Origin of the sequence: Dyella sp. AtDHG13 (assembly GCF_003201105.1) — a bacterium.
GTDB lineage: Bacteria > Pseudomonadota > Gammaproteobacteria > Xanthomonadales > Rhodanobacteraceae > Dyella > Dyella jiangningensis_B.
The window spans coordinates 84,125-107,460 of sequence record NZ_QICJ01000015.1 but is presented as its reverse complement, the minus strand read 5'-3'; the positions used below and the strand labels follow the sequence as shown (position 1 = coordinate 107,460).

Sequence of the window (23,336 nt, the reverse complement as noted above, 5' to 3'; positions counted from 1 at the left end):
TCTGTTCGTCGGTAAAACGCTTCTTCATGTCCGTCCTCGTCGTTATGACGGACTCTACTTAGATCAGATTGGCACGGAAACCTGGGGGCAGGTCACCTTGAGCAGAATCTGTCCGAGGAAGCCAGCGCACGGCCCATACACCAAGCTCGTAGAGCACGCACATCGGAACTGCCAGCATGATCATCGAGGTGATGTCCGGCGGTGTGATGAAGGCAGCAATGGCGAATGCACCGACAACGGCGTAGCGTCGACCACTTTGCAGTTGCTCGAGATTCACCGCACCGATGATGGCAAGGATGACGACGGCCACGGGTACTTCAAAGCACAAGCCGAAGGCAAAGAACATCAGCATCACGAAATCAAGGTAGTGGTTGATATCCGTCATCATCGCCACGCCCTGGGGCGTTACCGATGTAATAAACCGGAACGCGGCGGGGAGCACCAGCCAGTAGGCAAACCCGCAGCCAAGATAGAAAAGCAGCAAGGCTGCCATCAGCAGCGGTCGCGCCAATCGCCTTTCATTGCGGTAGAGCGCAGGTCTCACGAATGCCCAAAGCTGATACACGATCATTGGCATGCTGACGAACAAAGCCGCGTAGAAAGCCAGCTTCAATGGCGTGACAAACGGGCTAGCCACTTCCGTTGCGATCAGGTGCGCGCCCCGTGGCAGGCGCGAGATCAACGGCGCAGACAGCTGGCTGTAAAGGCGATTAGCGAACGGCGCCAGCGCTCCCAATACCACCAGCACGGTGACGGTGGCACGCATGAGCCGCGAGCGCAGCTCGATCAGGTGCGAGAACAGGCTCTGCTCCAAGCCGCTGTCGGCGATATCGTGCTTAAGTGCTTCCACGCGACATCTCCTGCGCCATCGTGCTGGTCAACGGCCGTTCGGTCGCAATGCCCTCTTCTACTGGCATCGACGGCGAGATCGAAGCATCGACGCCAGAGTGCACGCCGTGCAACGTCTGCTGCCATTGATCGCGTACCGTTTGCGCTGTCGCCGCGGCCTCTCGAGCCTGGCGACGCATGTCCTCCACTTGGAGTTCGCGCTCGACTTCGTCCTTGACGTTATTCCAGCCGGTCCGCACACGGCGCATCAACGCGCCCGCGGTGCGCGCAGCGTGAGGAAGCTTTTCCGGACCCAGCACAATCAATGCGACGAGCGCGAGCAATATCAGCTTGCCAAAGTCGATCTCAATCATAAATTTCCTTAAACGGCGCAGAGGTTGCGCTGATGTCCAACCTGAGCATCGACGACGCCTTTGGTTGGACTAGAGGAATGCTTATGGCGAGCGCTGCTTCGAAAACCGCAAAATGTGCGCTGCGCCTTCGTTGAGCAGGAAGTCCTTGAAGGCCAGAGCAACGCCGCTGAGTCGCTTGTCGGCGCGATAAGCCATCTGCCAATGATCCATCACCGGAAAACCGTCAACATCCAACACCGTCAGCACGCCAGCCTCCAACTCGGCTCCAATGGTGTGCGACGACAAAAAGCTCACTCCCAGGCCGGCGATGACGCCTTGCTTGATCGCCTCGGTGCTGGCTATCTCGAGCGTCGCTACAGGCCCATCCAGCTCGTCGAGCAGGCGCTGCTTCATCATTTTCCAGGTGTCGGAACCCACTTCACGCACGAGGAAACGCTCTTTCGCCAAGGTGGGCAGAGCGATGCGCCTGGCCTGCGCGAGGGGATGGTCGGGCGCAGCGACAATCACGAAAGGATGGGGTGCAAACGGTTGGCTAACGACGGCAGCGTTCTTCGAGGCGCCCACCATCACGGCGATGTCCATCAGGTTTTCATCGAGCTGTTGCATCAACCCGTCGTGGTTCTGAACGACCACTTCCAGTTCGATACCTTCGTGCTCGCGCATGAACACACCCAGCATGTGGGGGAACAGATAGCCACCCGCGGTAATCATGCCAACGCGAAGACGGTTCTCCGAGGTGTTTCTAACACGCTCCATCGCCGCTTCGGCTTTGGCGAACTGCTCGATGATGTCGTGGCTATGCCTCAGCATCTCCTCACCGGCCCGCGTCAGGAAGATACGCTTGCCCAACTTTTCGAATAGAGGGGCACCCACATGCATTTCAAGCTGCTTGATATGCTCGGAGACGGCAGGCTGGGTTAGGTGCAGCTCCTCGGCGGCGCGCGAAAAACTCTGTCTGCGCGCGACAATCACAAAGGTTCTGAGCTGGCGAAGTGTGGCATTTCTCACCTGCGTTACATTATATCGAACGCCGGCAAGGCGCCAGACGGTCTGGCGCTCAGGGCCCAAGTTCACGCGCGCGATCACGGCATCGGCACCAGGGCTCGGTATCAGCCGTTGTAACTAAGGTCCGAGAACTCCGACTGCGAGGAGAGTCCCCAGAGCAGCTTGGATTTCATCGTTTTGACCACCTTGCCCCAGCCTTGTTGCTGGATGTCGCTAGCGCTGTAGACGCGGCGGTAGCTGTCGACCAGCCGACTCCCGTCGCACAGTGCCGCGGCGACAAGGACACCTTGCGCCTTGGGTAGCGAGTAAAGAGTGGCCGTTGTCTTGCAATAGGTCTCCGGCGTGGGGACCTGCTCGCCGCCCACGTACAGCACCACGCGGCGGGCAGCAAATTCGCCGACATTCGATGGAACGCTGGCCGCACTGGATGCGGTAACGAACGTCAGATGGGGTGCGGCCATCGGTGTAACCACAGCGCCTGGCTCTGACGACTGCTGATGAACTTGCACGGGAAGGGTATCCATCGACGGGGCCCACGTTTGAACCGTATCCGAGGGTTGGGACCAGGTGGTCTGCAAGACGCCCGAGCAGCCTGTGACAAGCATGGTGAGGATGAGCGCCACGGGGCCTTTGATGCGGGCGCTGATCGGGCGAGGCCGGGAGAACCTGGACATAAACATATCCTTCTTTGGAATAGGTGGAGGAAATCTGGGGAATGAGAAGCGACGTAGGTAGCGGAGCTTGGGTGCAGGAGCCTCAGCTCCAAACCACGGGGCTCAAGCTTCTTGCTTCGACTTGGCTGCGCTTGTATCCATTGGCGATACAGGTTTGCGCTCTAGCGGATCGGTGATGGCCAGCGTTGGCTTTTCGTCATCGATATTCTTCTTGAACTCTTTGACCGCGGCGCCGAGGTCACTGCCGATGGAGCGAAGCTTTCCCGTTCCAAAGACCAGCACGACGACGGCGAGCACGACAACCCAATGAAAAGCGCTAAACGAACCCATGATGTGTATCTCGGTGAGCTAAAGGGAATGAATTCAGACTGCGCGCCAGTCAAAGCAATCCAATCAGGAGAACTGCGTTGAGCGCGATGATCAGTACGGTGAACAAGGAGGCCGCCAACAGCGTAGAAGTCGTTGTTTTGAACTCCCCCATGACCGAACGTCTCGAGGAGAGAACCACCAGTGCGACGAGTGGTAGTGGCAGCACGAAGCTCAAGACGACCTGGCTGAAAATCATCGAACGAACAGGGTCGAAGTACAGCGCTGCCACGAATGCCGGCACCATGGTGATGGCGCGGCGCAGCCAGACCGGAATGCGATACCCCACGAAACCCTGCATGATCACTTGGCCGGCCATGGTGCCCACGGCCGAACTTGATACGCCTGATGCGATCAGCGAAACCAGGAAGAGGCCGGCGGCACCCGCACCCAGTGCTGGGCCAAGCGTGCGATAAGCGCTGGCTATATCGGCCGTTGCCGGTGCGCTGAGATGGAATGCATTGGACGACATGACGACCATCGCCATATTGATCGCGCCTGCAACACCCAGTGCGACGACCACTTCTTTATTGGAAAAACCCAACAGCTTTCGACGCTCCGCGTCGCCGCACGCCACGGTGCGTTGCTGCGTCAGGCTCGAATGGAGGTAAAGCGTATGCGGCATGATCGTCGCGCCGACGATACTTACCGACAGAAGCACGGAGTCATGGTCAGGCAGCTCAGGCATTACCGAGTGGTAGAGCACTGCATGCCAGTCCGAAGGAACGATCACCAGCTCCGCGAGGTAACTCAGGCCGATGACGGCCACCAGCGCAATGATGACGATCTCCAGCGGCCTGAAACCGCGCTTGTCCAACGACACGATGGCGCATGTCGCTACACCGGTCAGAACGAGCGACGCCAACATCGAGAGATGGAATAGCAGTGACAAGCCGATCGCACCACCGAGAAATTCCGCCAAGTCGGTCGCGATGGCGGCCAGCTCGGAAGCGATCCACATGCCGATGACGACGCGGCTGGAAAAATGCTGCCGGCACAGTTGCGCGAGATTCCGCCCAGTCACGATGCCCAGCTTGGCGGACATCGCCTGAAACAGCATGGCGATCAGATTGGCGGCCAGCACCACCCAAAGTAGCCGATAGCCGTACCGCGAACCCGCCTGAATATTCGTGGCGAAATTGCCTGGGTCCATATAGCCCACAGAGGCGATCACAGCGGGGCCGATGAACGGCCAAAGCGCCTTGACGCCAGCCCGTTTGCCGCGCAGCGCCTCTTGTGTTGCCAGGTCGATATATCCCGCGGGTGCTGCGGCGGTCACTAACGTCGCTGACTCGGAGTACATATTCACTGATTCGCCCTCTCTGAATAGTGCGCGGCGGCGGCCACGCGACGGAGCACCACGGCGCTCCGTCGCGATCAGGTGGTATGGCTAGAGGGGAAGCACGTCGGCGCGTACTTCGGGAATGCCAGCGAGGACTTTCGGGTCGATGCCGAGGTGTTCCTGCACGAGCTGGGGCGGCGTGTGCTTCAACCAGTCCGACAGCGAGACTTCCGCATAATGGTCGGACTTGAAGATCTCCAGGAAGACCAGGTCGGTCTTGCCAGTGTTCTGCACGTAGTGACCGAGACTCTTCTTGACGTAGCCGATGTCGCCGGCACGGAAATCGGCGGTGGCAGCCTTCGGACCCGTGTCGAACACGGTCATGCGTGCTTCGCCGGCGATGTAGTACTGCCACTCGTCGGCATTGGGGTGCCAGTGAAGCTCGCGCATGCCACCAGGCTTGACCGTGACAAGCGCCGCAGCGACGGTGGTGGACACCTTGAAGTTACTGCTGTCGGCAATCCGCACGGTACCGCCGCGCGTCTGCTTGTTCGGCGTCATGTCGCCGAGCGAGAAGATAAACGGATGTTCCGGTGCGCCCAACGGCGATTGCGCGGCGCTTTGCGCACTGGAGAGGGGTCCGGGGTCCTTGCCCTGGAAAATCCATAGATTGTCCAGCGGGATATTCTTGAACTCTTCAGCTGGAACACCGAAATTGGCGGCGAGGATGTCTGGCGGCGTGTGAGCGATCCAGTCGGTCAACAGCAATGTGTTGAATTCCGAAGAGCGGCCATTGTCGAAGGCAAGCAAAAACTCTGCGCCATCCGGGCCAAGGCCTTGCAAGGAGTGCGGCAAGCCGGGCGGGAAATACCAGAGATCGCCCGTTTTGACATCAGCAACTTGCGGACGTCCTTGCGCATCAAGGATGGTAATGCGGCATTTGCCGTTGAGCATGATCGCCCATTCGGCTTGCTGGTGCCAATGCATCTCGCGAATGCCATTGGCGGCAAGGCGCATGTTCACGCCCGAAATGTCTTCGGAGATGGCAAAGTCGTCCTGAGTCACTTCGCGCGCCCAGCCGCCATTCTGGTAACGCTTGTGCGCGTTGTTGAACGATGCCCAGAACAGCGGCATGCCATTGATATCGGTTGCCGGTGGATCCTGGAAAGAGGGAAACTGATTGGCGATGGCCGGGTTCTGGGGACCCGGATCGGACAAGCTGCTGGGGCTCTTGGCGTTGATGCGTCCTTCGGGCGGACGATCGGGATTACCGAAGGTGGGGAAAGCCTTGGCGGATGCCGCGACGCCGAGCGCAGCGGCTGATGCGGCCGCGTTCACCAAGAGCTTGCGGCGGGTAATGTCGGTCATGGTCGTGTCCTATGCCATCAGCCACACGTCTACCTGCAAGCGCTCCAGGGAGCTTCAGCAAACGGGGCTTGCTTAGATTCACGCGAGGTCCCTCTAGGACGAATGCGTGCATGGGCTGCTGAAGGACGCCTACGTGATCGCGGCCGTTGCTTCAGGAGCTGAAACGATCATAGGGATCGTCCTGCGCTTGCGATATTCGGGATTTTTTTTGTCATCCATAGGGAAAGCTCTATGGATCGATCTCCCGTGTGCAGGCTGCCCTCTCGATGGCATAGCGATGTAGCCAACTCCCACGGGCTGGGCCTCGTTATGAAAGCGCATAAACGAAAGCGGCCGCCCATCAGGCGGCCGGCCCTTTTCATCGTAGGGGTGGCGAACCACGCAGGTGATCCCCGACCTCAGGCGCTCACCACCATCGAACTGGCCAGCGCCGGCCACCCAGGTTATTCAAGGCCAGCGCCTGGCAAGCAGCAGGCTCACGCCCAGGAGCATCGGCGTCAGCAAGAAGAGCAGAGATGCCTTTCCCGCGAGCATGATGACGATCGGGTTTGGAAGTCCGCCCAAGAGATCACTGAGGACATGCTTGTCACCGCTGACAAAAATTGGCAGAAGAATCGAGTCCATCGTTCCAAGCCGCGCGATGACCAGTTCAGCATTCGCTTGGATATTTGGCACGACTATCTGCATCGATGCATACAGATCATCATCTGGCGTCGACGACACGGCGCGGAAGAAGCTGCTCTTGCAAACCACCATAGAATTCGACGCTATCGTTTTATGAAGGAGCCTTCTGGAGGTGACTGTGACCACCGGCGACAGGGTGTAAAACGTCGTTCATTCGCTGGAATACTTGGAAAAATTCATGGCCGATGAAGTGTTTCTCTGTGCTTTCATCACAATTTCCGTTCTAGCAAGAACATGCATGCCATCGGGGGCATCAACCTGGACGAATCCCATCCTTTTATAGAGTTGAATCGCCGTATCTAGGGCATAAAACGACTGCAGATATAGTGCTTTTCCCGCGCACTCACTCACAAAAATCAAGCAGCGTTGTACTAACAGCCGCCCGATCCCCAGGCCCCTGGCTACTTCGTGGACCACGAGCTTGGCGAACTCATAATTGCCGCCTCCAATGCTCTTTACCGCAACTACGCCGACAACTTCGTTCTTCAAGCGAGCGACGAATACTTCGCCGCCCTGTTCGCGATAGTAAGTAAGTGGGGATGCCATGATCCGCAAATCTTCCTGCTCGGGAGCTCTACCCATCGAATCTCTGAGCCATGGGATCCATATTTCGCCAAAACGGACAGTCTCGCTTGGCCGCATAGCGCTGATTGAGATATCGCTCATCCGAGCACCTCGATGCATTTCGAAGATTGAGAGGGTTGAGCAAGTGCAGTCTTCACTTGCCCGCTGCAGTAAGTCCGACGGAGTCGACGTAAGCCTTACAAGATGCCTCGTCCTCTATCTTCACTAAGCTTAAGAATGGGAGTGATGTTCTCTGGTTGAATTCGCTCCCAAAGACCTCCCTTGCCAAGCTCTCTTCCGCGCTGATCCTCTCGCTTAAGCCAATCCTCGACGCTTCGGACCCTTTGCGGATGAATTCGATCTAGAAGCTCGTAGTCTCTCTGAACTACCCCATGCTTCCATACATTCCAAAAGCCTGTGAAATTGTCACGAAAGCTCATCGTACTTTTATCAGCAATGTCCGCGTTGTATCCCGCAGAAAGACCTGCGGCTACTTTGAGCGGACCGTTCCAGTAGGAAGAGATGTCTGTATCGATGTATCGCGCCGGATGCCCGGTCACCTTTTCGAAGGCGGCTGCGAGGTTCTGGTAGTCAACGTGTTCGATAGCGACTTCCAGGTTCATTCCATTCGCTGAATCTGCATTGTCAAACAGCCAGCGAACATAGAATCCACAGTCATCGAGAGCGACGTGCGGGACCGCGCCGCTGCCCAGCGGTACCCTCCAAGTCACAACTCCGTCCTCTACAGTTGGAGACATTGGAGTCCTTGCTGAGATAGCCATCTCCATATAGGGACCACTGGTAAACAACGCGGCCCCCATCCTCCCGCCGTTTGCTTGGTTCTGAAATAGGATCCATTCGCCAATGCGTCCCTTGCCGTCGTAATGACCGACTCGGAACTTGGAATCGTAGCCACCCTTCTTTATGGCGTAGTCGAGATTCCCATAGACAAAGAACCTGACCCCTTCTTCGAGCGCAATCTCGTAACAGCGAATGGCCCAATACATCTCGGTCTTTTCGCCCGTGTTAAAGCCGTCAATATTGACAAAGGCGCCATCACATCCGCGAAAGCCTTCGCGTAGCACTGCTTCATCGGCGAACGTTCCCTTGAGGCTAGTGACATTGCCAAGGGCTTGCAGTGACTTCGCCCGCTGAGAATCTGGATCGCGGCTGAGAAATCGTACGGAGTATTTTTCGTCAGCGACCAATGCCTTGATGACAGGCAAGCCTTGGGCGCCTGTGCCTCCGATAACAAAGATCTGAGAGGTCGATAAAGCCATCGTTGTCTCCACTTGGTGATGAGCGTAGGCGTCTAGATGAGCAAGCAGGCGGGCCTAATGGCGGTCACAGCCGCGCACTTGCGTATACGCCACGACGTAACTACTATCATGGGAGTTACTAGCCTTGCAAGGAAAAGGACCGTGAGATCGCGTTCAGCGGCACTACTTGGATTGGCACTACTGAACTTGGTGAGTCAAGCAAAGGCCGTCGCCTCTGCCAGTGACTTTGACGTTGAGCGCCTGCGTCAAGACACCAAGTACTTGGCTTCAGATCAACTTGGAGGTCGGATGCCGGGGACGCCGCAGGCCGCAGATGCCGTGGAGTACATCCGGGCTCAGATGAAGAGGGCCGGGCTCGAGCCTGGCTACCACGGGCGCTGGATTCAAGACGTCCCCTTGGTAACTCTAACGCCCGCAACCTCGCCTGTTCTTGAAGTTACCAGCGATCACGGTAGCCTGAGATTGAATCAAGGATCCGACGTCGTCGTTTGGACAAAGACACCGAAATCGCTTGTTTCGCTCCACGACTCGGAAATGGTGTTCGTGGGCTACGGCATTGTTGCGCCGGATGCTGGATGGGACGACTACAAGGGAGCTGACGTCCGAGGAAAAACGGTAGTCATGCTCGTAAACGATCCCGATTGGCAGTCGAGCGACAGCACTGGGCCATTTGGAGGAAAGCGGCTCAGCTACTACGGTCGCTATACCTACAAGTTCGAGGAAGCTGCTCGGCATGGTGCAAATGCAGCCCTAATCATTCATCGTACGGACGCAGCAGGCTATCCGTTCAAAGTGCTCGTCAACACAAATGCTGGCCCCAAGGTCCAGATCGACGATCCTTCCGACCCCAAAGATCACGCTAGTGTTGAAGGATGGATATCTCAGTCGTCAGCAAAAGACGTCTTCGATCTGGCTGGCCTAGATTTGGAAGCACAGATGTCGAATGCAGGAACGCGTGAATTTCACCCAGTTCCTATGCAACTACATGCTTCCGTGACCTTAAAAAACACTATTTCTAAGTTCAAATCTGAGAACGTCGTGGGTATCTTGCCGGGCCAATCGGACCCGAGTGAGGCTTTCTTCTTTAGTGCGCACTGGGATCATCTTGGAACTTGCGAGCCGGCATCCCTTGGTCACCGAATCTGCAATGGCGCGGTAGACAATGCCAGTGGAGTCGCAGGAGTCCTATCGCTGGCACGCTCGTTTGCATCTTCGCCGAAACTTCGTCGATCAGTACTTTTCATTGCCTTCACCGGCGAGGAGCAAGGACTGCTAGGTTCTGCCTATTATGTTAAGCATCCTGCGTTGCCGCTGTCCGATACTGTGGGCGGGATCAATATTGATGTTATGAATGTTTTTGGTCCAACCAACGACGTCATGATTCTTCACCCTGGCCTGACAACGCTTGAAGCGCCATTTATCGCAACGGCGACCAAGCAAGGCCGAAAACTTTCGCCAGACGCATTTCCTGAGCAAGGCCTGTATTACCGGTCCGATCAGTTGAGCTTCGCCAGAGCCGGCGTGCCCACATTGTTTGCTAGTAGCGGCTTTCAACGCCGCACCACCAGCAATACGGGGATGACGCTTGCCTACTACTTCCAACATGTCTATCACACGCCAGCAGATACATTTGATCCAAACTGGGATTGGACGGGAGCTATCGAAGATCTTGAGGTATACCGGGCTGTCGGCCGCGCGTTCGCCTCGGGGGGCGAGCGTCCAACATGGCTTCCCGGCTCGGAGTTTGGCTTTCCGAACTCAACACGCAAGCCGGTTACGGACGTTCACAAGGATCTGTTGCCAAACTTATAAGGTTGAACGGAAGGCCTCAAATTAAGAAACTGGAGCTCAGATATCAACTGAAGGTGAACGCGGTGAGAAGAAAGAGCCTTAAGGGAACGGACTGCGCCGTTGCTCTGGCTTTGGAGCATGTTGGTGATTGGTGGAACATCCTAATCCTACGTGATGCTCTCCAAGGATATTCACGCTTCGACGATTTCCATCAAAGCCTTGAAATCTCACCGACCATGTTGACAAGGAAGCTCAATGCTCTTGTCGACAGCGGCCTGTTGGAGAAGCGCCAGTATCTGGCGCGTCCCCCACGTTTCGAGTACGTATTGACTCCGCTTGGAAAGGATTTTGGTCCGGTTCTGGTCGCGCTATTTGCGTGGGGAAAACGGAACTTCCAGTCCATCGATCGCGGCATTGTTCTGGTGGATTCTGAGACTAACGAATTTGCAGAACCAATCGTCAGTGATCGGAAGTCGGGAGAGATCATTAGGTCTCCGAGGTTCAGCTTTAAGGCTGCAAAAGGGTCCAGTGCTGCCACGAAACGTCGCTTGAGTCGTTCGCGATAAGAAGGCAGGCGTTTGAAGAGCCTAAATTTTTGGATCTTGAGGCCCACGGGTTTAGACCATAAACAGGTCTTCTTGCCATCAACACACTGCCCCGATTGCTAGCTGGTGATGACAAGCCTCAGGATCCAACCCGATCAGGGGCCTACGACAAGAATGCTGGTCATCATGTCACCGCATGGCGCGACGATCTGGATCAACTGTTCGGCCGCCTCGGCGTACTTCTAATTGCAAAACTATCCTGATGGCCAAACTTCCTTCACTCGCAGCGTGAGTTCGGCCAACTTACGCCTTTACGACGTCTATCGGTAAGCAAGTGACCGCAAACGAGATTGCGAGGCTGCGCGAAAAGGCTGTAGCACGCTCGAGGCCCCGAATGGGGTGATCAGTACGAGATGCTGGATGCTGCTGCCAAACAGGCCGAAGAGTGAAATTGTCAGCGTGCCGCCGGGAAGGCCACGCAGGGCAAAGTTTCCCTTTGGAAGTGGTCGGGCGGCGGGGAATGTCCCCGGAGCGTTGGCCCCGGGATTATCTTCAATCGCTTCATCCACACGCCATCAGGTCAACTTGTACGAGGCCGCACCTGTGCCAGCAAGGTTGCCGCCGTCCACGATCAGGTATTCCGGCCGGATCGGCTTCTTCTCGAAGAAGCACTCCAGGATTTCCAGCGTCCCTGCCGCGTAACGCGCCTGAGCGGAGAGCGAGGTGCCCGAGATATGTGGCGTCATACCCTGATGCGGCATACGGCGCCACGGGTGGTCGATCGGTGCTGGCTGCGGGAACCAGACGTCGCCGCCATAACCAGCCAGTTGGCCTGATTCCAACGCGCGAACCACCGCATCGCGGTCGCACAGCGCGCCTCGCGCCGTGTTGATAAGGTAAGCGCCACGCTTCATCAGCGCGAACATCTTGTCATCGAACATGCCTTGCGTAGACGGATACAAAGGCATCTGCAGATTGACGATGTCACAGACCTTCAACAGCGATTCCGGCGTTTCGTGGAAGGTCGCATTGAGCTCCTTCTCGATCTCCGGCGACAAACGATGCGGGTCGTAATAGTGCAAGTGAACGTCAAAGGGCTTCATGCGGCGAAGTACGGCAAGACCGATACGGCCGGCTGCCAGCGTGCCGAAATGCATGCCTTCGATATCGTAGCTTCGGCTGACGCAGTCAGCGATATTCCAGCCGCCATTGTTGGCGATCTGATGCGAGGGAAGGTAATTGCGCACCAGCGAGAGCGCCGTCATCATCACGTGCTCAGCCACGCTGATGCTGTTTGAGAAAGTGACTTCGGCCACGGTAAGGCCGTGTTCGCTGGCCGCCTTGAGATCCACGTGGTCTGAGCCAATGCCGGCGGTAATTGCCAGTTTGAGGTTCTTGGCCTTGGCGATGCGCTCGGCGGTGAGGTAGGCCGGCCAGAACGGCTGGGAGATCACTACGTCGGCCGTGGGCAGGTGCCTATCGAGCACCGAGTCGACGCCTTCTTTGTCACTGGTGACGATCAGCTCGTGACCGTTCGCCTCCAAGTATTTGCGTAGGCCAAGTTCGCCCGACACACAACCGATGAGCTCGCCCGGTTTGAAGCCGAGTTCGCCCTTGGGCGTGGGCACCGTCTGGCCATTGGGGTAACCCTTGATGACGGGGACGTCATCGCGCGCGTAAGCCGGCGGATAGCCGGTGACGGGGTCGGGATAGAGCACGCAAACAATCTTGGCCATGATGAAACTCCGATGCGGGGGAACGTGTCAGTGACACGGGGCACGCGGAGTCTCTCCCTGCAGCACAGGGCATCGCCAATCGTTTGATCACATGTCGTGATAAGCGACGCTTATCAAGGCGCCGTGCGCTGCATCACGTGGTCGGCGGTCACCGGATACCGGAACAGCCATCTTCCAACACGCCATCCAAGCGCCCCTGTAGGTCAAGCCGGGGCGCCATATCCCATGCCGCATTGACCAACGCGGGCGCCGACTCTTCGTGCAAGCGCAGCAGACTCATGGGTGAAATCTGCTGGGGCTCGAGCGGGCGAATTTGGATGCCGCTGGCGAGAAAGTAGTCTGGCAAGGCGCTTACCGGCGCCACGCTGCATACCTCACCCGTGCGCACTTCTTCGTAGAGCACGCTGAGCGTGTTGGTTTCCACCACCACGTTGGGTTCCACGCGTGCCTGGAGAAACGCGTTTTCAACGATCTTCCGGTTCTGCATTTCATGGTTGAACAGGCATAGCGGCAAGCGAGCAGCTTCAGTCCAGGTGAAGGAGCGCTGTTCCGGTAAACCGGCCTTATCATTGAACAGCAGCACGAAACGCTCCTGATACAAGGTCATGGCATCGTAGGTCGCTGCATCGCAGCCGTCGGCATAGGCCAGGCCGAGATGGATATCCTTGTTCTTCAGGCGATGCAGGATGTCGCGCGTGCTCAACGAGAATACTTCCAGCGTAAGCTTGGGAATGGCCCGTCGATACTCGCTGGCCAGCATCGACACCGCCCGCAACGCCGACGGCACTGTGCCAATGGCGAGATGACCGCCCGGCACGACTTGCGCCAGCGCCGCCTCCTGCCGCAACCCTTCCAGGGACGCGAGTGTTTGCCGCGCCCATGCCAGTACACGTTCGCCTTCGGGCGTAAAGCCCTGAAATCGGCGGTCGCGCAGGATGATCATGATGCCCAGCTCTCGCTCGAGTTGGCGTATGCCGGCAGATAAGGCTGGCTGGGACACCCAACTCGCCTCCGCTGCCCGCGCAAAATGACGATGCTCCGCCAGTGCGACGAGATACTGCAGTTGCCTGACGAACATGGAACTCCCGCAGAGGCACCAAAGGCCTGAAATGTCCGAAGCCAGTGAGACTACTCGATGCCTGCTTCAGATCAAGGGCGGACGCCCGCGTCACTGGGATCTCGGAGCATATAAACGGTGCCGCATCTCCCGAGTTACGGAAGAGAGACCAGCCACGGTTAGGACGCATCCATGCCGACTTAGGTCCCGGGAGTCGTTTCGATAAATTCCCCCAAACGAGAAGCGGATCTTTGACGTTCTCTTACGGCGGGGACCGTCAACTATTCGGGAGCTCCACGAGATCGTCTATGCTGGCAGCGATCGGCGTTACACGAAGACCTCAAAGATCCTTGCGAACCTCCGGACCAAGGGCCTGATCCAGCGAAATGATGGGACATTGAAGGACGTCTACTTCGTCCCATGATCTGCAGCCGACCGGAATTCGGCGCGATGCGGCGCCAAGCGGCCAAACTATGTGAGATCGCGCATCAGGCCTAGTGCACCGTAGCTACCAGCAAAAGCTGTCAACGCCGCTACCAGCCAGAAGTGTCAAAACTGCCACTAGTCGCTGGTAGCACCAGGCGTCACCGGGTTCCAGTATCGGTCGCGTCCAATAAGATCTGACGAACGCGGACCATGTGCAGCTCACCACCGAGCCCGCGGCCAAACAATGCTTTACGCTCAATCATAGTTTGGCCAGAACGGCCAACTTATGCTTTCAGCCACACGTGGATTTTGCTGAACCAAATGTGGTGGGCCCAGAAGGATTCGAACCTTCAACCAAGGGATTATGAGTCCCCTGCTCTAACCGTTGAGCTATAGGCCCATGCGTGCCGGCGTTGCGCCGGTGTGGGGCGGACATGGTAGCGGGGGATGGCGGGGGCGTCGACGGGGTTGGGGGTGGGGTTTGGCTGGAAATTCGGCGCGGTGGCGCGGGTAACGTAGACTTTGCGCTGTCGCGCCGGGTTTGGCGCCTGATTTTTGAAGGATGCGCCATGCGCGAGCTGATCGAGCGTTACCTGGCTGCCTATAACCGCATGGACGTCGACGGCATGGTGGCGACGATGCATCGCGAGGTGGTGTTCGAGAACTACACGGCGGGGGTGCTGAGCGTGCGGACGTTTGGTGCGGACGAGCTGCGGCACCTGGCGGAGAGCTCCAGTTTCCTGTTTTCGGCGCGCCGGCAGTTGATCCTGGCTTATGAGGAGCGGGATGGGACGGCGACGGCGCACATTCTGTTCGACGGGACGTTTGCGGTGGACTTGCCCAATGGGGTGCGGGCGGGGCAGTCGATTACGTTGAATGGGCGCAGTGAGTTTCGGGAGAGGGATGGGTTGTTGGTTTATATTGGAGATTACAGCGAATAAGGGCTGTTTTTCAGCCTCTTGCTGGGATCAAGAAGCCGCCCGGTGTGCTTGGCGAAAATCAAGTCAAAGGCGCTGGATTCCTGCCTTCGCAGGAATGACGGTGGGGCGGGAACTGACGGTGAGGGACGGTTCTGATCCCTCGTTACTTTTCCCTTCTCGCCACACTATTTCTTAGGCATTGAAGCCGGCGGCTTGTGCATCGGCCTTCAAACTGCCCGCCTCTGACCTCCGCAGCAGCGCGTTACGCCAGTGTTGTTGCTGGGCTGGTGTGGATTCGGCGAGCCATTGGGGTTTGTTGGCGACCCAGGCGGCGACGGGGACGCCGTCTTCGTAGAGCACGCGGGTGCCGGTGACGGCGGGGAGTTTGTTGCCTGCCAGTACGGTGCCGGCGAGGTTCAGGGGGTCGGCACCGCTGACGAGGACGAGTTCGCCGGTCGGTTCCTGTTGGCGGATGGCGCGCAGGCGGGCGATGGCTTCGGGCAGGGCGAATTGTTCGCCGACCAGGCCTTCCACGAAGCGGCCGCCGCGGATTTCGCCGCGGGCTTCCAGGCGGTGGTAGACGCGCAGCAGTTCGCGCCAACTGGGCAGCCAGGGGGCTTCGCGTTCGAGCAGTTTCCAGAAGATGACGCCGTAGCGGCGGAGGAGGCTGCGGGCGATGTGTTCCAGGTGGTCTGGGTCGAATTTTGTGTTTGAGGTAGGTGGGGCTTTGGCGAGCATCTCCCCCTCTTCAGCCCTGCCGGGCAGCTTCTCCTCGCTCCTCAAAACCGGCGCCATCCCTGGCGCCTCCCCGCGTGCCCGCAAGGGGAGAAGCGAACTCCGGTTTGACCTTACTAGGGACCACCTTCCCGCATCTTCGATGCCGGTAAGCATGTGGCGGCGCAGGCGGCGGTGGCGGTGGGTGTCGCGTTTGGCGGCAGGGACGAGCAACGCGCGCAGGCCAGCGAAGCTGTCGGCGGTGACGCGGCCGGCGGCGACGAGTTCGCCCAGGGCGTCTTCCAGTTCGGTGCGCAGCAGGTGTGTGTCGCTCATCAGTTCGTCGAAGAACAGCGCGCCGTGGTCGCGCAGTGCGTCGAGCACGGCCTGGGCGCGGGAGGAGACGGCGGCGTCCTGCCCTTCGCCATCGGCGGCGGCCGCGTGGGTCCATACGGGCAGGCTGCGGCGCGGCAGCAGCACGATGGGCGTGGCGCGCACGGGGCCGCCGCCACTGCCGTTGCCGCTGCGCAGGCGGCTCCAGCTGACGCGGCCGGCGCGGATCTGTTCGTCCAGCCAGGTGATGGAGTAGTCGTCGATGCGCGCGGGCAGCAGTTCGCTTTCCCACGCGCCGGCGGCGGCCTCAAAACCTTCGAGCTGGGTGAGCACGGCGGGCAGCGCGTCGGGGCCGGTAAGGCGTGCGCCGGGCGCGACATGTTGCCAGTCGAACAGGAAGCGCATCAGGTCGCGACGGCTGACGGGTTCGATCTCGCGGCGCAGGCGGCCGATGGTGTAGCGGTGGATGCGTGCGAGCAGATGGCGTTCGCACCACTCCACCTCGGGTGTGCCGGGCGTGAAGTGGCCCTGCATCACGTAGCCTTCGGATTGCAGGCGCAGCAGGGTGAGGTCAATGTCGCTGGCGTCGACGTGCAGCGTGGCGGCAAGTTGCGCGACGGTGATCGGGCCTGCGCCGGTGAGGCGGGCGCGCACGAGTTCCAGCAGGGCGTCTTCGCGGGACCACGTTTGTGCGGCGTAGTCGGCGGGGGCGTCGATGGGTGGGTTGAGCGTGGCAGCGGGGTGGACGGCCTGCCATTTGGGGAGGTGTTCGGCGGTGGTCCAGAGGGTGCCACTGGCTGAGGTGTTGGACTGGGGCGAGAGTGGCCCCTCACCCCGGCCCTCTCCCCGGAGGGGAGAGGGAGTAAGGCGCGTCGCACGATGATTTGCCGCGAGTGACTTGAGCCATGCGTTCCAGCCTTCGTTCGCATCCGCTTCGCCCTGCGTGATGCCGCCGAGGATGGTGAGGGCTTCGTGCATTTCGTCGGCGCTGCGTACCTGCGGCCAGGCTTCTTCGCGCACGGAGGCGATGGCGTCCGGATCGAGGCGGCCGAGGTCGTCGACGCTTTCGGGGTCGCTCCAGCGGCGGGATTGCACGGCTTGCGTGCGGCGTTCTTCCAGTGGGGCGTCGTCGAGGTACGCGTAGGGCGCGGCGCTGAGCACTTCGCCGGCGAGTGGGCTGGGCGCGGCCAGGTCGCGGGCGACCACGGTGATGCTGCCCTCTTCCAGCCCGCGCAGGATGTGCAGCAGGCCGTCGACGTCCATCGCTTCGCGCAGGCAGTCGTGCAGGGTCTGGTTGACCAGCGGATGGTCGGGAATCTCGCGCTCGCCGACGATGTTCTCCAGGCACGCGACCTGATCGGGAAACACGGTGGCGAGCAGGTCTTCGCTCTTCATGCGCTGCAGTGGCGGCGGCACTTTCTTGCCGCCCTGGAAGCGCGGCAGCGCGAGCGCGGTGGTGGCGTTCCAGCGCCAGCGCACGGGGAACAGCGGTGCGTCGAGCAGCGCCTGGACCAGCACGTGCTCGGCGGTGTTGGAGTGCAGGTAGCGGGACACTTCTTCCAGCGGAAAGCTGTGGCTGGTGGACAGCGACAGCACGATGGAATCTTCGGTGGCGGCGGCCTGCAGCTCGAAGTTGAACTGGCGGCAGAAGCGCTTGCGCAGCGCCAGGCCCCAGGCGCGGTTGATGCGGCTGCCCCACGGCGTGTGGATGATCAGCTGCGTGCCGCCGGATTCGTCGAAGAAGCGCTCGAACACCAGCGTGTGCTGCGTGGGCAACACGCCGAGCGCGGCCTTGGCGGCGGCCATGTAGTCGGCCAGTTGCTGCGCGGCGGCTTCGCCCAGGCCCAGCGTGTGCATCAGCCAGTGCATGACAGCGGGCACGCCGCCATCGTCGAGCCGCGTGGCGATCTCTTCGCGCAGGCGCGACACGCCGTGCGAGAGTTCGGCGCTGCGGCCCGGCGCCTCGCCCAGCCAGAACGGGATATTCGGCGGCACGCCTTGCGCGTCTTCCACGCGCACGCGGTCGCGCTCCACGCGCAGGATGCGGTAGCTGCTGTTGCCGAGCTGGAAGATGTCGCCGGCCAGGCTTTCCACGGCGAAGTCTTCGTTGACCGAGCCGATGATGGTGGCCTGCGGCTCCAGCACCACGAGGTAGTCGGCGGTGTCGGGGATGGCGCCGCCGGAGGTGACGGCGGTGAGGCGCGCATTGCGGCGCGCGCGCAGTTGCTTGTGCACGGCGTCGCGATGGATGTACGCGCCGCGCGGGCCGTGCCGCGTGGTGAAGCCGTCGGCGAGCATGCGCACGGTGTCGTCGAACTGCTGGCGCGGCAGGTCGCGATACGGATGCGCGCCGCGCAGCGTGTCGTACAGCGCGTCCTCGCTCCATTCCTGGCAGGCCACTTCGGCCACGATCTGCTGCGCGAGTACGTCCAGCGGTTGCGGCGGCTGGATCAGCGTGTCGAGTTCGCCGCGGCGCACGCAATCGAGCAGTGCGGTGCATTCCACCAGGTCGTCGCGCGAGGTGGGAAACAGGCGCGCCTTGGGAGTGCCGTTTACCGCATGGCCGGAGCGTCCCGCGCGTTGCAGGAAGGCGGCGATGGAGCGTGGCGAGGCGATCTGGCAGACGAGATCGACATCGCCGATGTCGATGCCCAGTTCCAGCGAGGCGGTGGCGACGAGCACACGCAGGTCGCCGCGCTTCAGGCGTTGCTCGGCATCCAGGCGTTGCTCCTTGGCCAGGCTGCCGTGATGCGCGGCGACGGCTTCCTTGCCGAGGCGTTCGGAAAGATGTCGCGCTACGCGTTCGGCCATGCGGCGCGTGTTGACGAACACCAGCGTGGTGCGATGCGACTCCACCAGTTGCGCGAGTCGGTTGTAGACCAGTTCCCAGCAGTCGTTGGACATGACGGCTTCGAGGGGAACGGGGGGAACTTCGATGGCGAGGTCGCGGTGGCGGGTGTGGCCGACGTCGATGATGTTGACACAGTGGTCCTTCTCCCCGAAGGGAAGAAGGTGGCCCGAAGGGTCGGTTGAGGGGGTGGGGCTTGCCCCAAGTGTTTTTGGAGCGTGCTTGCGTTTCTTTGGAACGATGTCGCTAGATTGACCCCTCACCCCGGCCCTCTCCCCAACGGGGAGAGGGGGAAGTGTGGCGTGGCTGCCGACCAGGAACTTCGCGACTTCTTCGATGGGCTTTTGCGTGGCGGACAAGCCAATACGCAGCAAGCGGCGCTGGCACAGCGATTCCAGTCGCTCCAGCGATAACGCCAGATGCGCGCCGCGCTTGCTTGAGGCGAGTGCGTGGATTTCATCCACGATCACGGTGCGCGTGGTCTTGAGCATCGCGCGGCCGGATTCGGAGCCGAGCAGGATGTACAGCGACTCCGGCGTGGTGACGAGGATGTGCGGCGGTTGCTTGCGCATCACGTTGCGCTCGGCCTGCGGCGTGTCGCCGGTGCGCACGGCGGTGCGGATGTCCACGTCCGGCAGGCCCAGCTTGCGCAGCTCGGCGCGGATGCCTTCCAGCGGCGCTTCCAGGTTGATGCGGATGTCGTTGGACAGTGCCTTCAGCGGCGATACGTACACCACCGTGGTGGCGTCGGGCAGCGTGCCGTGGTTGGCCACGCCTTCGCGCACCAATGCGTCGATGGCGGAAAGAAACGCGGTGAGTGTCTTGCCCGAACCTGTCGGCGCGGCGACCAGCGTGTGCTGGCCCGACCGTATGGACGGCCAGGCGGCTTTTTGCGGTGCCGTCGGTTCAGGAAACGCGGCCTGGAACCACGCGGCCACCGCCGGGTGAAAATCGTGCAGGGGCATGGACTTAAGTGTCGCGCAAAGCGCTCTCAGAGTCCGAGACATGGGGTTGTCAAGGGCATTTGGCAACGGATCGCACGAAATTACGCTTCTGTCCCTGCCAGAATTACGTGACAATATCGTTAAGCCGCGCGCTAAAGCTCCGTTCCAGCGGCTGTTTCTTGCTCTTCTTCCTGCTTCTTGCCCTTCCAAATTTCTGGGGAAACTCAATGACCGCCGCCAGCCCGACGCGTTTCGCGTTGCTCGCCCTTTCCATTGCCAGCGCCCTTGCCGTGGGAAACACCGCTTTCGCACAGGACGCCAATCCGCCTGCCGCCGCGCCGGCCAAGAGCCAGAACGGCAAGCCCGTGCAGCTCGAAACCGTCAACGTGACCGCTGAAAAGCGCGTCGAGAACATCCAGAAGGTGCCGGTCTCCATGACGGTGGTGACGCCGGAGCAGCTGGGCAACTACGGCCAGGCGGGCGACACCGTGCTGGCGCTGGCCGGCCGCGCGCCGAGCGTGTATGCCGAGACCTCGTATGGCCGCGAATTCCCGCGCTTCTACATCCGCGGCCTGGGCAACAGCGACTTCGACCTCAACGCGTCGCAGCCGGTGTCGATGGTGTACGACGACATCGTGCAGGAAAACCCCATCCTCAAGGGCTTCCCGCTGTTCGACCTGGAGCAGGTGGAAGTGCTGCGCGGCCCGCAGGGCACCATGTTCGGCCGCAACTCGCCGGCCGGCGTGATCAAGTTCGACTCGGCCAAGCCCAGCCAGGAAACCACCGGCTACGCCAAGGCCTCGTACGGCACCAAGGGCACGGCGAACGCCGAGGCCGCGCTGGGCGGTTCGCTGGGCGGCAACTGGTCGGGCCGCGTGTCGGCGCTGGCGCAGCATCGCGACGGCTGGATCGACAACGACTACACCGGCAAGAAGGACGCGCTGGGCGGCTACAACGACCGCGCCGTGCGCCTGCAGGCCATGTACGACGTGCAGGATTTCAACGCGCTGATCAACGTGCATGCGCGCTGGCTCGACGGCAGCGCCATGGTGAACCGCGCCAACGCCATTCCGCTGGGCAGCGACAGCCTGGTGCAGGGCTTCGACCGCAACGTGGTGTACCAGGACGGCAACAACCGCCAGCACCTGTTCACCTGGGGCAGCAACGTGCACCTCACCTGGAACCTGGGTGACTACACGCTCACCTCCATCACCGGCTTCGAGAAGGCTGACACGTACAGCCTGGGCGACGTGGACGGCGGCATCGCCATTCCGCACAACGCCAGCCAGCTGCCGTACGTGACGCCGTTCCCGTCGGAAACGGCCGATGCGCTGCCGCACGACCGCCAGGTCACGCAGGAAGTGCGCCTGGCCAGCAACCCGCAGGATCGCCTGAACTGGCAGGTGGGCGCGTACTACTTCAACGAAAATATCGCGATCGTCAACTACGACTACAACACGCTCGACAACCATGCACTGGATGGTTACGCGCAGCAGTCGCAGAAGACCACCGCGTATGCGTTCTTCGGCTCCACCGACTACCACCTCACCGACGATTTCGACGTGCGCGCGGGCGCGCGCTGGTCGCATGATTCGCGCGACTTCCACGTGGATCGCATCCTGTCGCCGATCGGCGGCGGCCCGCTGTCGCTCAGTGCCAACCCGCACGATTCGCGCTGGAGCGGCGACCTCACCGGCACCTGGGCGGTGAACCAGAACGTCAACGTGTACGGCCGCATCGCCAACGGCTTCCGCGCGCCCAGCGTGCAGGGCCGCGTGCTGTTCGCGGACTTCATCTCGCAGGCCAAGCCGGAAACCATCACGTCGTACGAGCTGGGCATCAAGACCACCAGCCTCGAGAACCGCCTGCGCTTCAACGCGGACATCTTCGACTACACCATGCACAACCAGCAGCTCACCGCGGTGGGCGGCGACCTGAACGTGACGCGCCTGGTGAACGCGAAGGAGACCCGCGGCCACGGCGCCGAGTTCGACATGGAGGCGTACGTCACGCCGAACTTCATGCTCACCGCCGGCGGCAGCTACAACCACACCGAGCTGAAGGACCCGACCCTGGCGGTGGCGCCGTGCGGCGCGGGCTGCACCGTGCTCAATCCGCTGGATGCGAACGGCAACGCGCTGATCAACGGCAACTCGCTGCCTAACGCGCCGAAGTGGATCGGCAACCTCACCGCGCGCTACGGCATCCCGTACGGCGAGAGCGGCGAGTTCTTCATCTACACCGACTGGAGCTACCGCAGCGAAGTGAATTTCTTCCTGTACGACTCGGAGGAATTCCGCGGCAAGCCGATGCTGCAGGGTGGAGTGCGCGTGGGCTACAACTGGGATTTCGGCAAGCGCGAAATCGCCCTGTACGGCCGCAACATCACCAACAAGCAGTACATCACCGGTGCCATCGACTTCGACAACCGCACCGCGTTCGTCAACGACCCGCGCATCATCGGCGTGGAGTTCAAGGCGGACTTCTGATCGGCGCAAGCAATCGATCGTGCAGTGCATCAAGGGAGCGGCTTGCCGCTCCCTTTTTGTTGGGCGCGTTGTTGGGCCCGGCGAGCTGCCGCCACGCCGCGCGCCAAACCCGCGCCGCTTGTTGCAGAATGCGGGCCTTTCCCGTCGAGAGCGCGATGTGAACCACCCGGGCGACCACGGCAGCGAACGCAGCCAGATCCTGACCATGGCCGACGGCCAGCCCCTGTTCGTGCGCGACTGGCCGAACAGCCGCGCGCACGATGCGGTGCTGATCGTGCATGGGCTGGGCGAGCACAGCGGCCGCTACCAGCGCCTGGCCGGCTGGTTCCGCACGCGCGGCTTCGCGGTGCGCAGCTACGACCAGCGCGGCCACGGCCAGACGCCGGGCCGTCGCGGCGCGCTGTCCCACGGCAACGACCTGCTGGAAGACCTGGCCACCGTCTACAACGACTACGCCAACAGCCTGCCCAGGCGCCCGCTGTTGCTCGGGCACAGCATGGGCGGCCTGGTCGCCGCGCGCAGCGTGCTCGACCGTCGCGTGGAGCCGCCGGCGCTGGTGCTGTCCTCCCCTGCCCTGCGCACCTGGGAGCCCGCATGGCGGCAGAAGCTGGCCGCGACGCTGGCGAAGCTGCTGCCCAACCTGCCGCTGCCGAACGGCCTGCCGTTCGACAAGCTCTCGCACGACCCGCAGGTGGAGCCGGCGTACCGCGCCGATCCGCTGCGCCATGGCTGGATCACGCCGCGACTGGCGGATTTCATCTTCCGCGCGGGCGACGCCTCGGTGGCGGACGCAGGCAAGCTCACCGTGCCGACGCTGCTGCTGGTAGCAGGCTCGGACAAGCTGGTGAACCCGGCCGGCAGCCGGGATTTCTCCTCCGGAAACTGGGCCGGCGGCCAGCTCACCACGCGCTATTTCGACGCGCTGTACCACGAGCTGTTCAACGAGGCGGAACCGGCGCGCAGCCAGGTGCTGAAGCAGTTGGGGGATTGGTTGCAGAAGCGCGGGTGATGCGGAGCGGCTCTGGCTAAGGGAAAGGCAAAGTCACTGGATTCCGGCCTGCGCCGGAATGACGGTGAGGGGTAGGTGCGCAGTGAGATGCCTCCACGC

At 60.9% G+C, this 23,336-nt stretch carries 18 protein-coding genes and 1 tRNA gene; 5 read left to right on the top strand and 14 right to left on the bottom strand.

Annotation, left to right across the window (positions count from 1 at the left end; translation table 11 throughout):
* Nucleotides 1–58 precede the first annotated feature (58 nt).
* The 10 genes from tatC to BDW41_RS20650 form a co-directional block, all read right to left on the bottom strand.
* Complete coding sequence (gene tatC, locus BDW41_RS20695; protein WP_074551895.1) at nucleotides 59–850, bottom strand: twin-arginine translocase subunit TatC; 792 nt, start codon at nucleotides 848–850, stop codon at nucleotides 59–61.
* A complete protein-coding gene (tatB, locus tag BDW41_RS20690) occupies nucleotides 837–1,202 on the bottom strand; it encodes a Sec-independent protein translocase protein TatB (protein ID WP_074551896.1) in 366 nt (121 codons plus the stop codon). Before tatB ends, tatC begins: the two co-directional genes overlap by 14 nt.
* Nucleotides 1,203–1,283: 81 nt before the next feature.
* Nucleotides 1,284–2,288 carry a LysR family transcriptional regulator gene (locus tag BDW41_RS20685; RefSeq protein WP_199535403.1) on the bottom strand — a complete coding sequence of 335 codons (1,005 nt, stop codon included), beginning with the start codon at nucleotides 2,286–2,288 and terminating at the stop codon, nucleotides 1,284–1,286.
* Between the two features lie 23 nt (nucleotides 2,289–2,311).
* Nucleotides 2,312–2,881, bottom strand: coding sequence for a hypothetical protein (locus BDW41_RS20680; protein ID WP_074551897.1), 570 nt, complete (start codon nucleotides 2,879–2,881; stop codon nucleotides 2,312–2,314).
* Nucleotides 2,882–2,983: 102 nt separating this feature from the next.
* Nucleotides 2,984–3,211, bottom strand: coding sequence for a twin-arginine translocase TatA/TatE family subunit (gene tatA, locus BDW41_RS23940; protein WP_074551898.1), 228 nt, complete (start codon nucleotides 3,209–3,211; stop codon nucleotides 2,984–2,986).
* 49 nt (nucleotides 3,212–3,260) lie between these two features.
* Entirely contained in the window at nucleotides 3,261–4,550 is a 1,290-nt protein-coding gene (locus BDW41_RS20670) for an Nramp family divalent metal transporter (protein WP_074551899.1), read from the bottom strand.
* Nucleotides 4,551–4,637: 87 nt separating this feature from the next.
* The gene (locus BDW41_RS20665) at nucleotides 4,638–5,897 is read right to left on the bottom strand and encodes an oxalate decarboxylase family bicupin (RefSeq protein WP_074551900.1); all 1,260 of its coding nucleotides are present in this window, start codon (nucleotides 5,895–5,897) and stop codon (nucleotides 4,638–4,640) included.
* Between the two features lie 447 nt (nucleotides 5,898–6,344).
* Nucleotides 6,345–6,653, bottom strand: a complete 309-nt coding sequence (locus tag BDW41_RS20660) for a hypothetical protein (protein ID WP_074551901.1) — start codon at nucleotides 6,651–6,653, stop codon at nucleotides 6,345–6,347.
* A gap of 78 nt (nucleotides 6,654–6,731) precedes the next feature.
* Complete coding sequence (locus tag BDW41_RS20655) at nucleotides 6,732–7,247, bottom strand: GNAT family N-acetyltransferase (RefSeq protein WP_074551902.1); 516 nt, start codon at nucleotides 7,245–7,247, stop codon at nucleotides 6,732–6,734.
* Nucleotides 7,248–7,342: 95 nt separating this feature from the next.
* The gene (locus tag BDW41_RS20650; RefSeq protein ID WP_074551903.1) at nucleotides 7,343–8,425 is read right to left on the bottom strand and encodes an NmrA family NAD(P)-binding protein; all 1,083 of its coding nucleotides are present in this window, start codon (nucleotides 8,423–8,425) and stop codon (nucleotides 7,343–7,345) included.
* Between the two features lie 141 nt (nucleotides 8,426–8,566).
* On the opposite strand from BDW41_RS20650, the gene BDW41_RS20645 reads away from it, so the two are divergent.
* Together BDW41_RS20645 and BDW41_RS20640 are read left to right on the top strand one after the other, a co-directional pair.
* Nucleotides 8,567–10,237: a M28 family peptidase gene (locus tag BDW41_RS20645; RefSeq protein ID WP_158537018.1), complete on the top strand. Its 1,671-nt coding sequence runs from the start codon at nucleotides 8,567–8,569 to the stop codon at nucleotides 10,235–10,237.
* The gene (locus tag BDW41_RS20640; protein ID WP_083337798.1) at nucleotides 10,150–10,782 is read left to right on the top strand and encodes a helix-turn-helix domain-containing protein; all 633 of its coding nucleotides are present in this window, start codon (nucleotides 10,150–10,152) and stop codon (nucleotides 10,780–10,782) included. Before BDW41_RS20645 ends, BDW41_RS20640 begins: the two co-directional genes overlap by 88 nt.
* Nucleotides 10,783–11,336: 554 nt before the next feature.
* On the opposite strand, the gene BDW41_RS20635 is transcribed toward BDW41_RS20640, so the two are convergent.
* The 3 genes from BDW41_RS20635 to BDW41_RS20620 all read right to left on the bottom strand — a co-directional run bounded on the left by BDW41_RS20635 (nucleotide 11,337) and on the right by BDW41_RS20620 (nucleotide 14,380).
* Entirely contained in the window at nucleotides 11,337–12,497 is a 1,161-nt protein-coding gene (locus tag BDW41_RS20635; protein WP_074551906.1) for an NAD-dependent formate dehydrogenase, read from the bottom strand.
* A 148-nt stretch (nucleotides 12,498–12,645) separates the two neighbouring features.
* Nucleotides 12,646–13,575 (bottom strand): LysR family transcriptional regulator, encoded by a 930-nt coding sequence (locus BDW41_RS20630; RefSeq protein ID WP_074551907.1) that lies wholly within the window; start codon nucleotides 13,573–13,575, stop codon nucleotides 12,646–12,648.
* A 729-nt stretch (nucleotides 13,576–14,304) separates the two neighbouring features.
* A tRNA-Ile gene (locus BDW41_RS20620) sits at nucleotides 14,305–14,380 on the bottom strand.
* Nucleotides 14,381–14,549: 169 nt separating this feature from the next.
* On the opposite strand from BDW41_RS20620, the gene BDW41_RS20615 reads away from it, so the two are divergent.
* A complete protein-coding gene (locus BDW41_RS20615; RefSeq protein WP_074551908.1) occupies nucleotides 14,550–14,921 on the top strand; it encodes a nuclear transport factor 2 family protein in 372 nt (123 codons plus the stop codon).
* Nucleotides 14,922–15,092: 171 nt separating this feature from the next.
* Here BDW41_RS20615 and BDW41_RS20610 read toward each other — a convergent pair whose 3' ends face one another.
* A complete protein-coding gene (locus BDW41_RS20610; protein ID WP_199535400.1) occupies nucleotides 15,093–19,760 on the bottom strand; it encodes a DEAD/DEAH box helicase in 4,668 nt (1,555 codons plus the stop codon).
* A 206-nt stretch (nucleotides 19,761–19,966) separates the two neighbouring features.
* Here BDW41_RS20610 and BDW41_RS20605 point away from each other — a divergent pair, with 206 nt between their 5' ends.
* Both BDW41_RS20605 and BDW41_RS20600 read left to right on the top strand, forming a co-directional pair.
* A complete protein-coding gene (locus BDW41_RS20605; protein ID WP_074551910.1) occupies nucleotides 19,967–22,228 on the top strand; it encodes a TonB-dependent receptor in 2,262 nt (753 codons plus the stop codon).
* A 157-nt stretch (nucleotides 22,229–22,385) separates the two neighbouring features.
* Nucleotides 22,386–23,237 (top strand): alpha/beta hydrolase, encoded by an 852-nt coding sequence (locus tag BDW41_RS20600; RefSeq protein ID WP_074551911.1) that lies wholly within the window; start codon nucleotides 22,386–22,388, stop codon nucleotides 23,235–23,237.
* Nucleotides 23,238–23,336 lie beyond the last annotated feature (99 nt).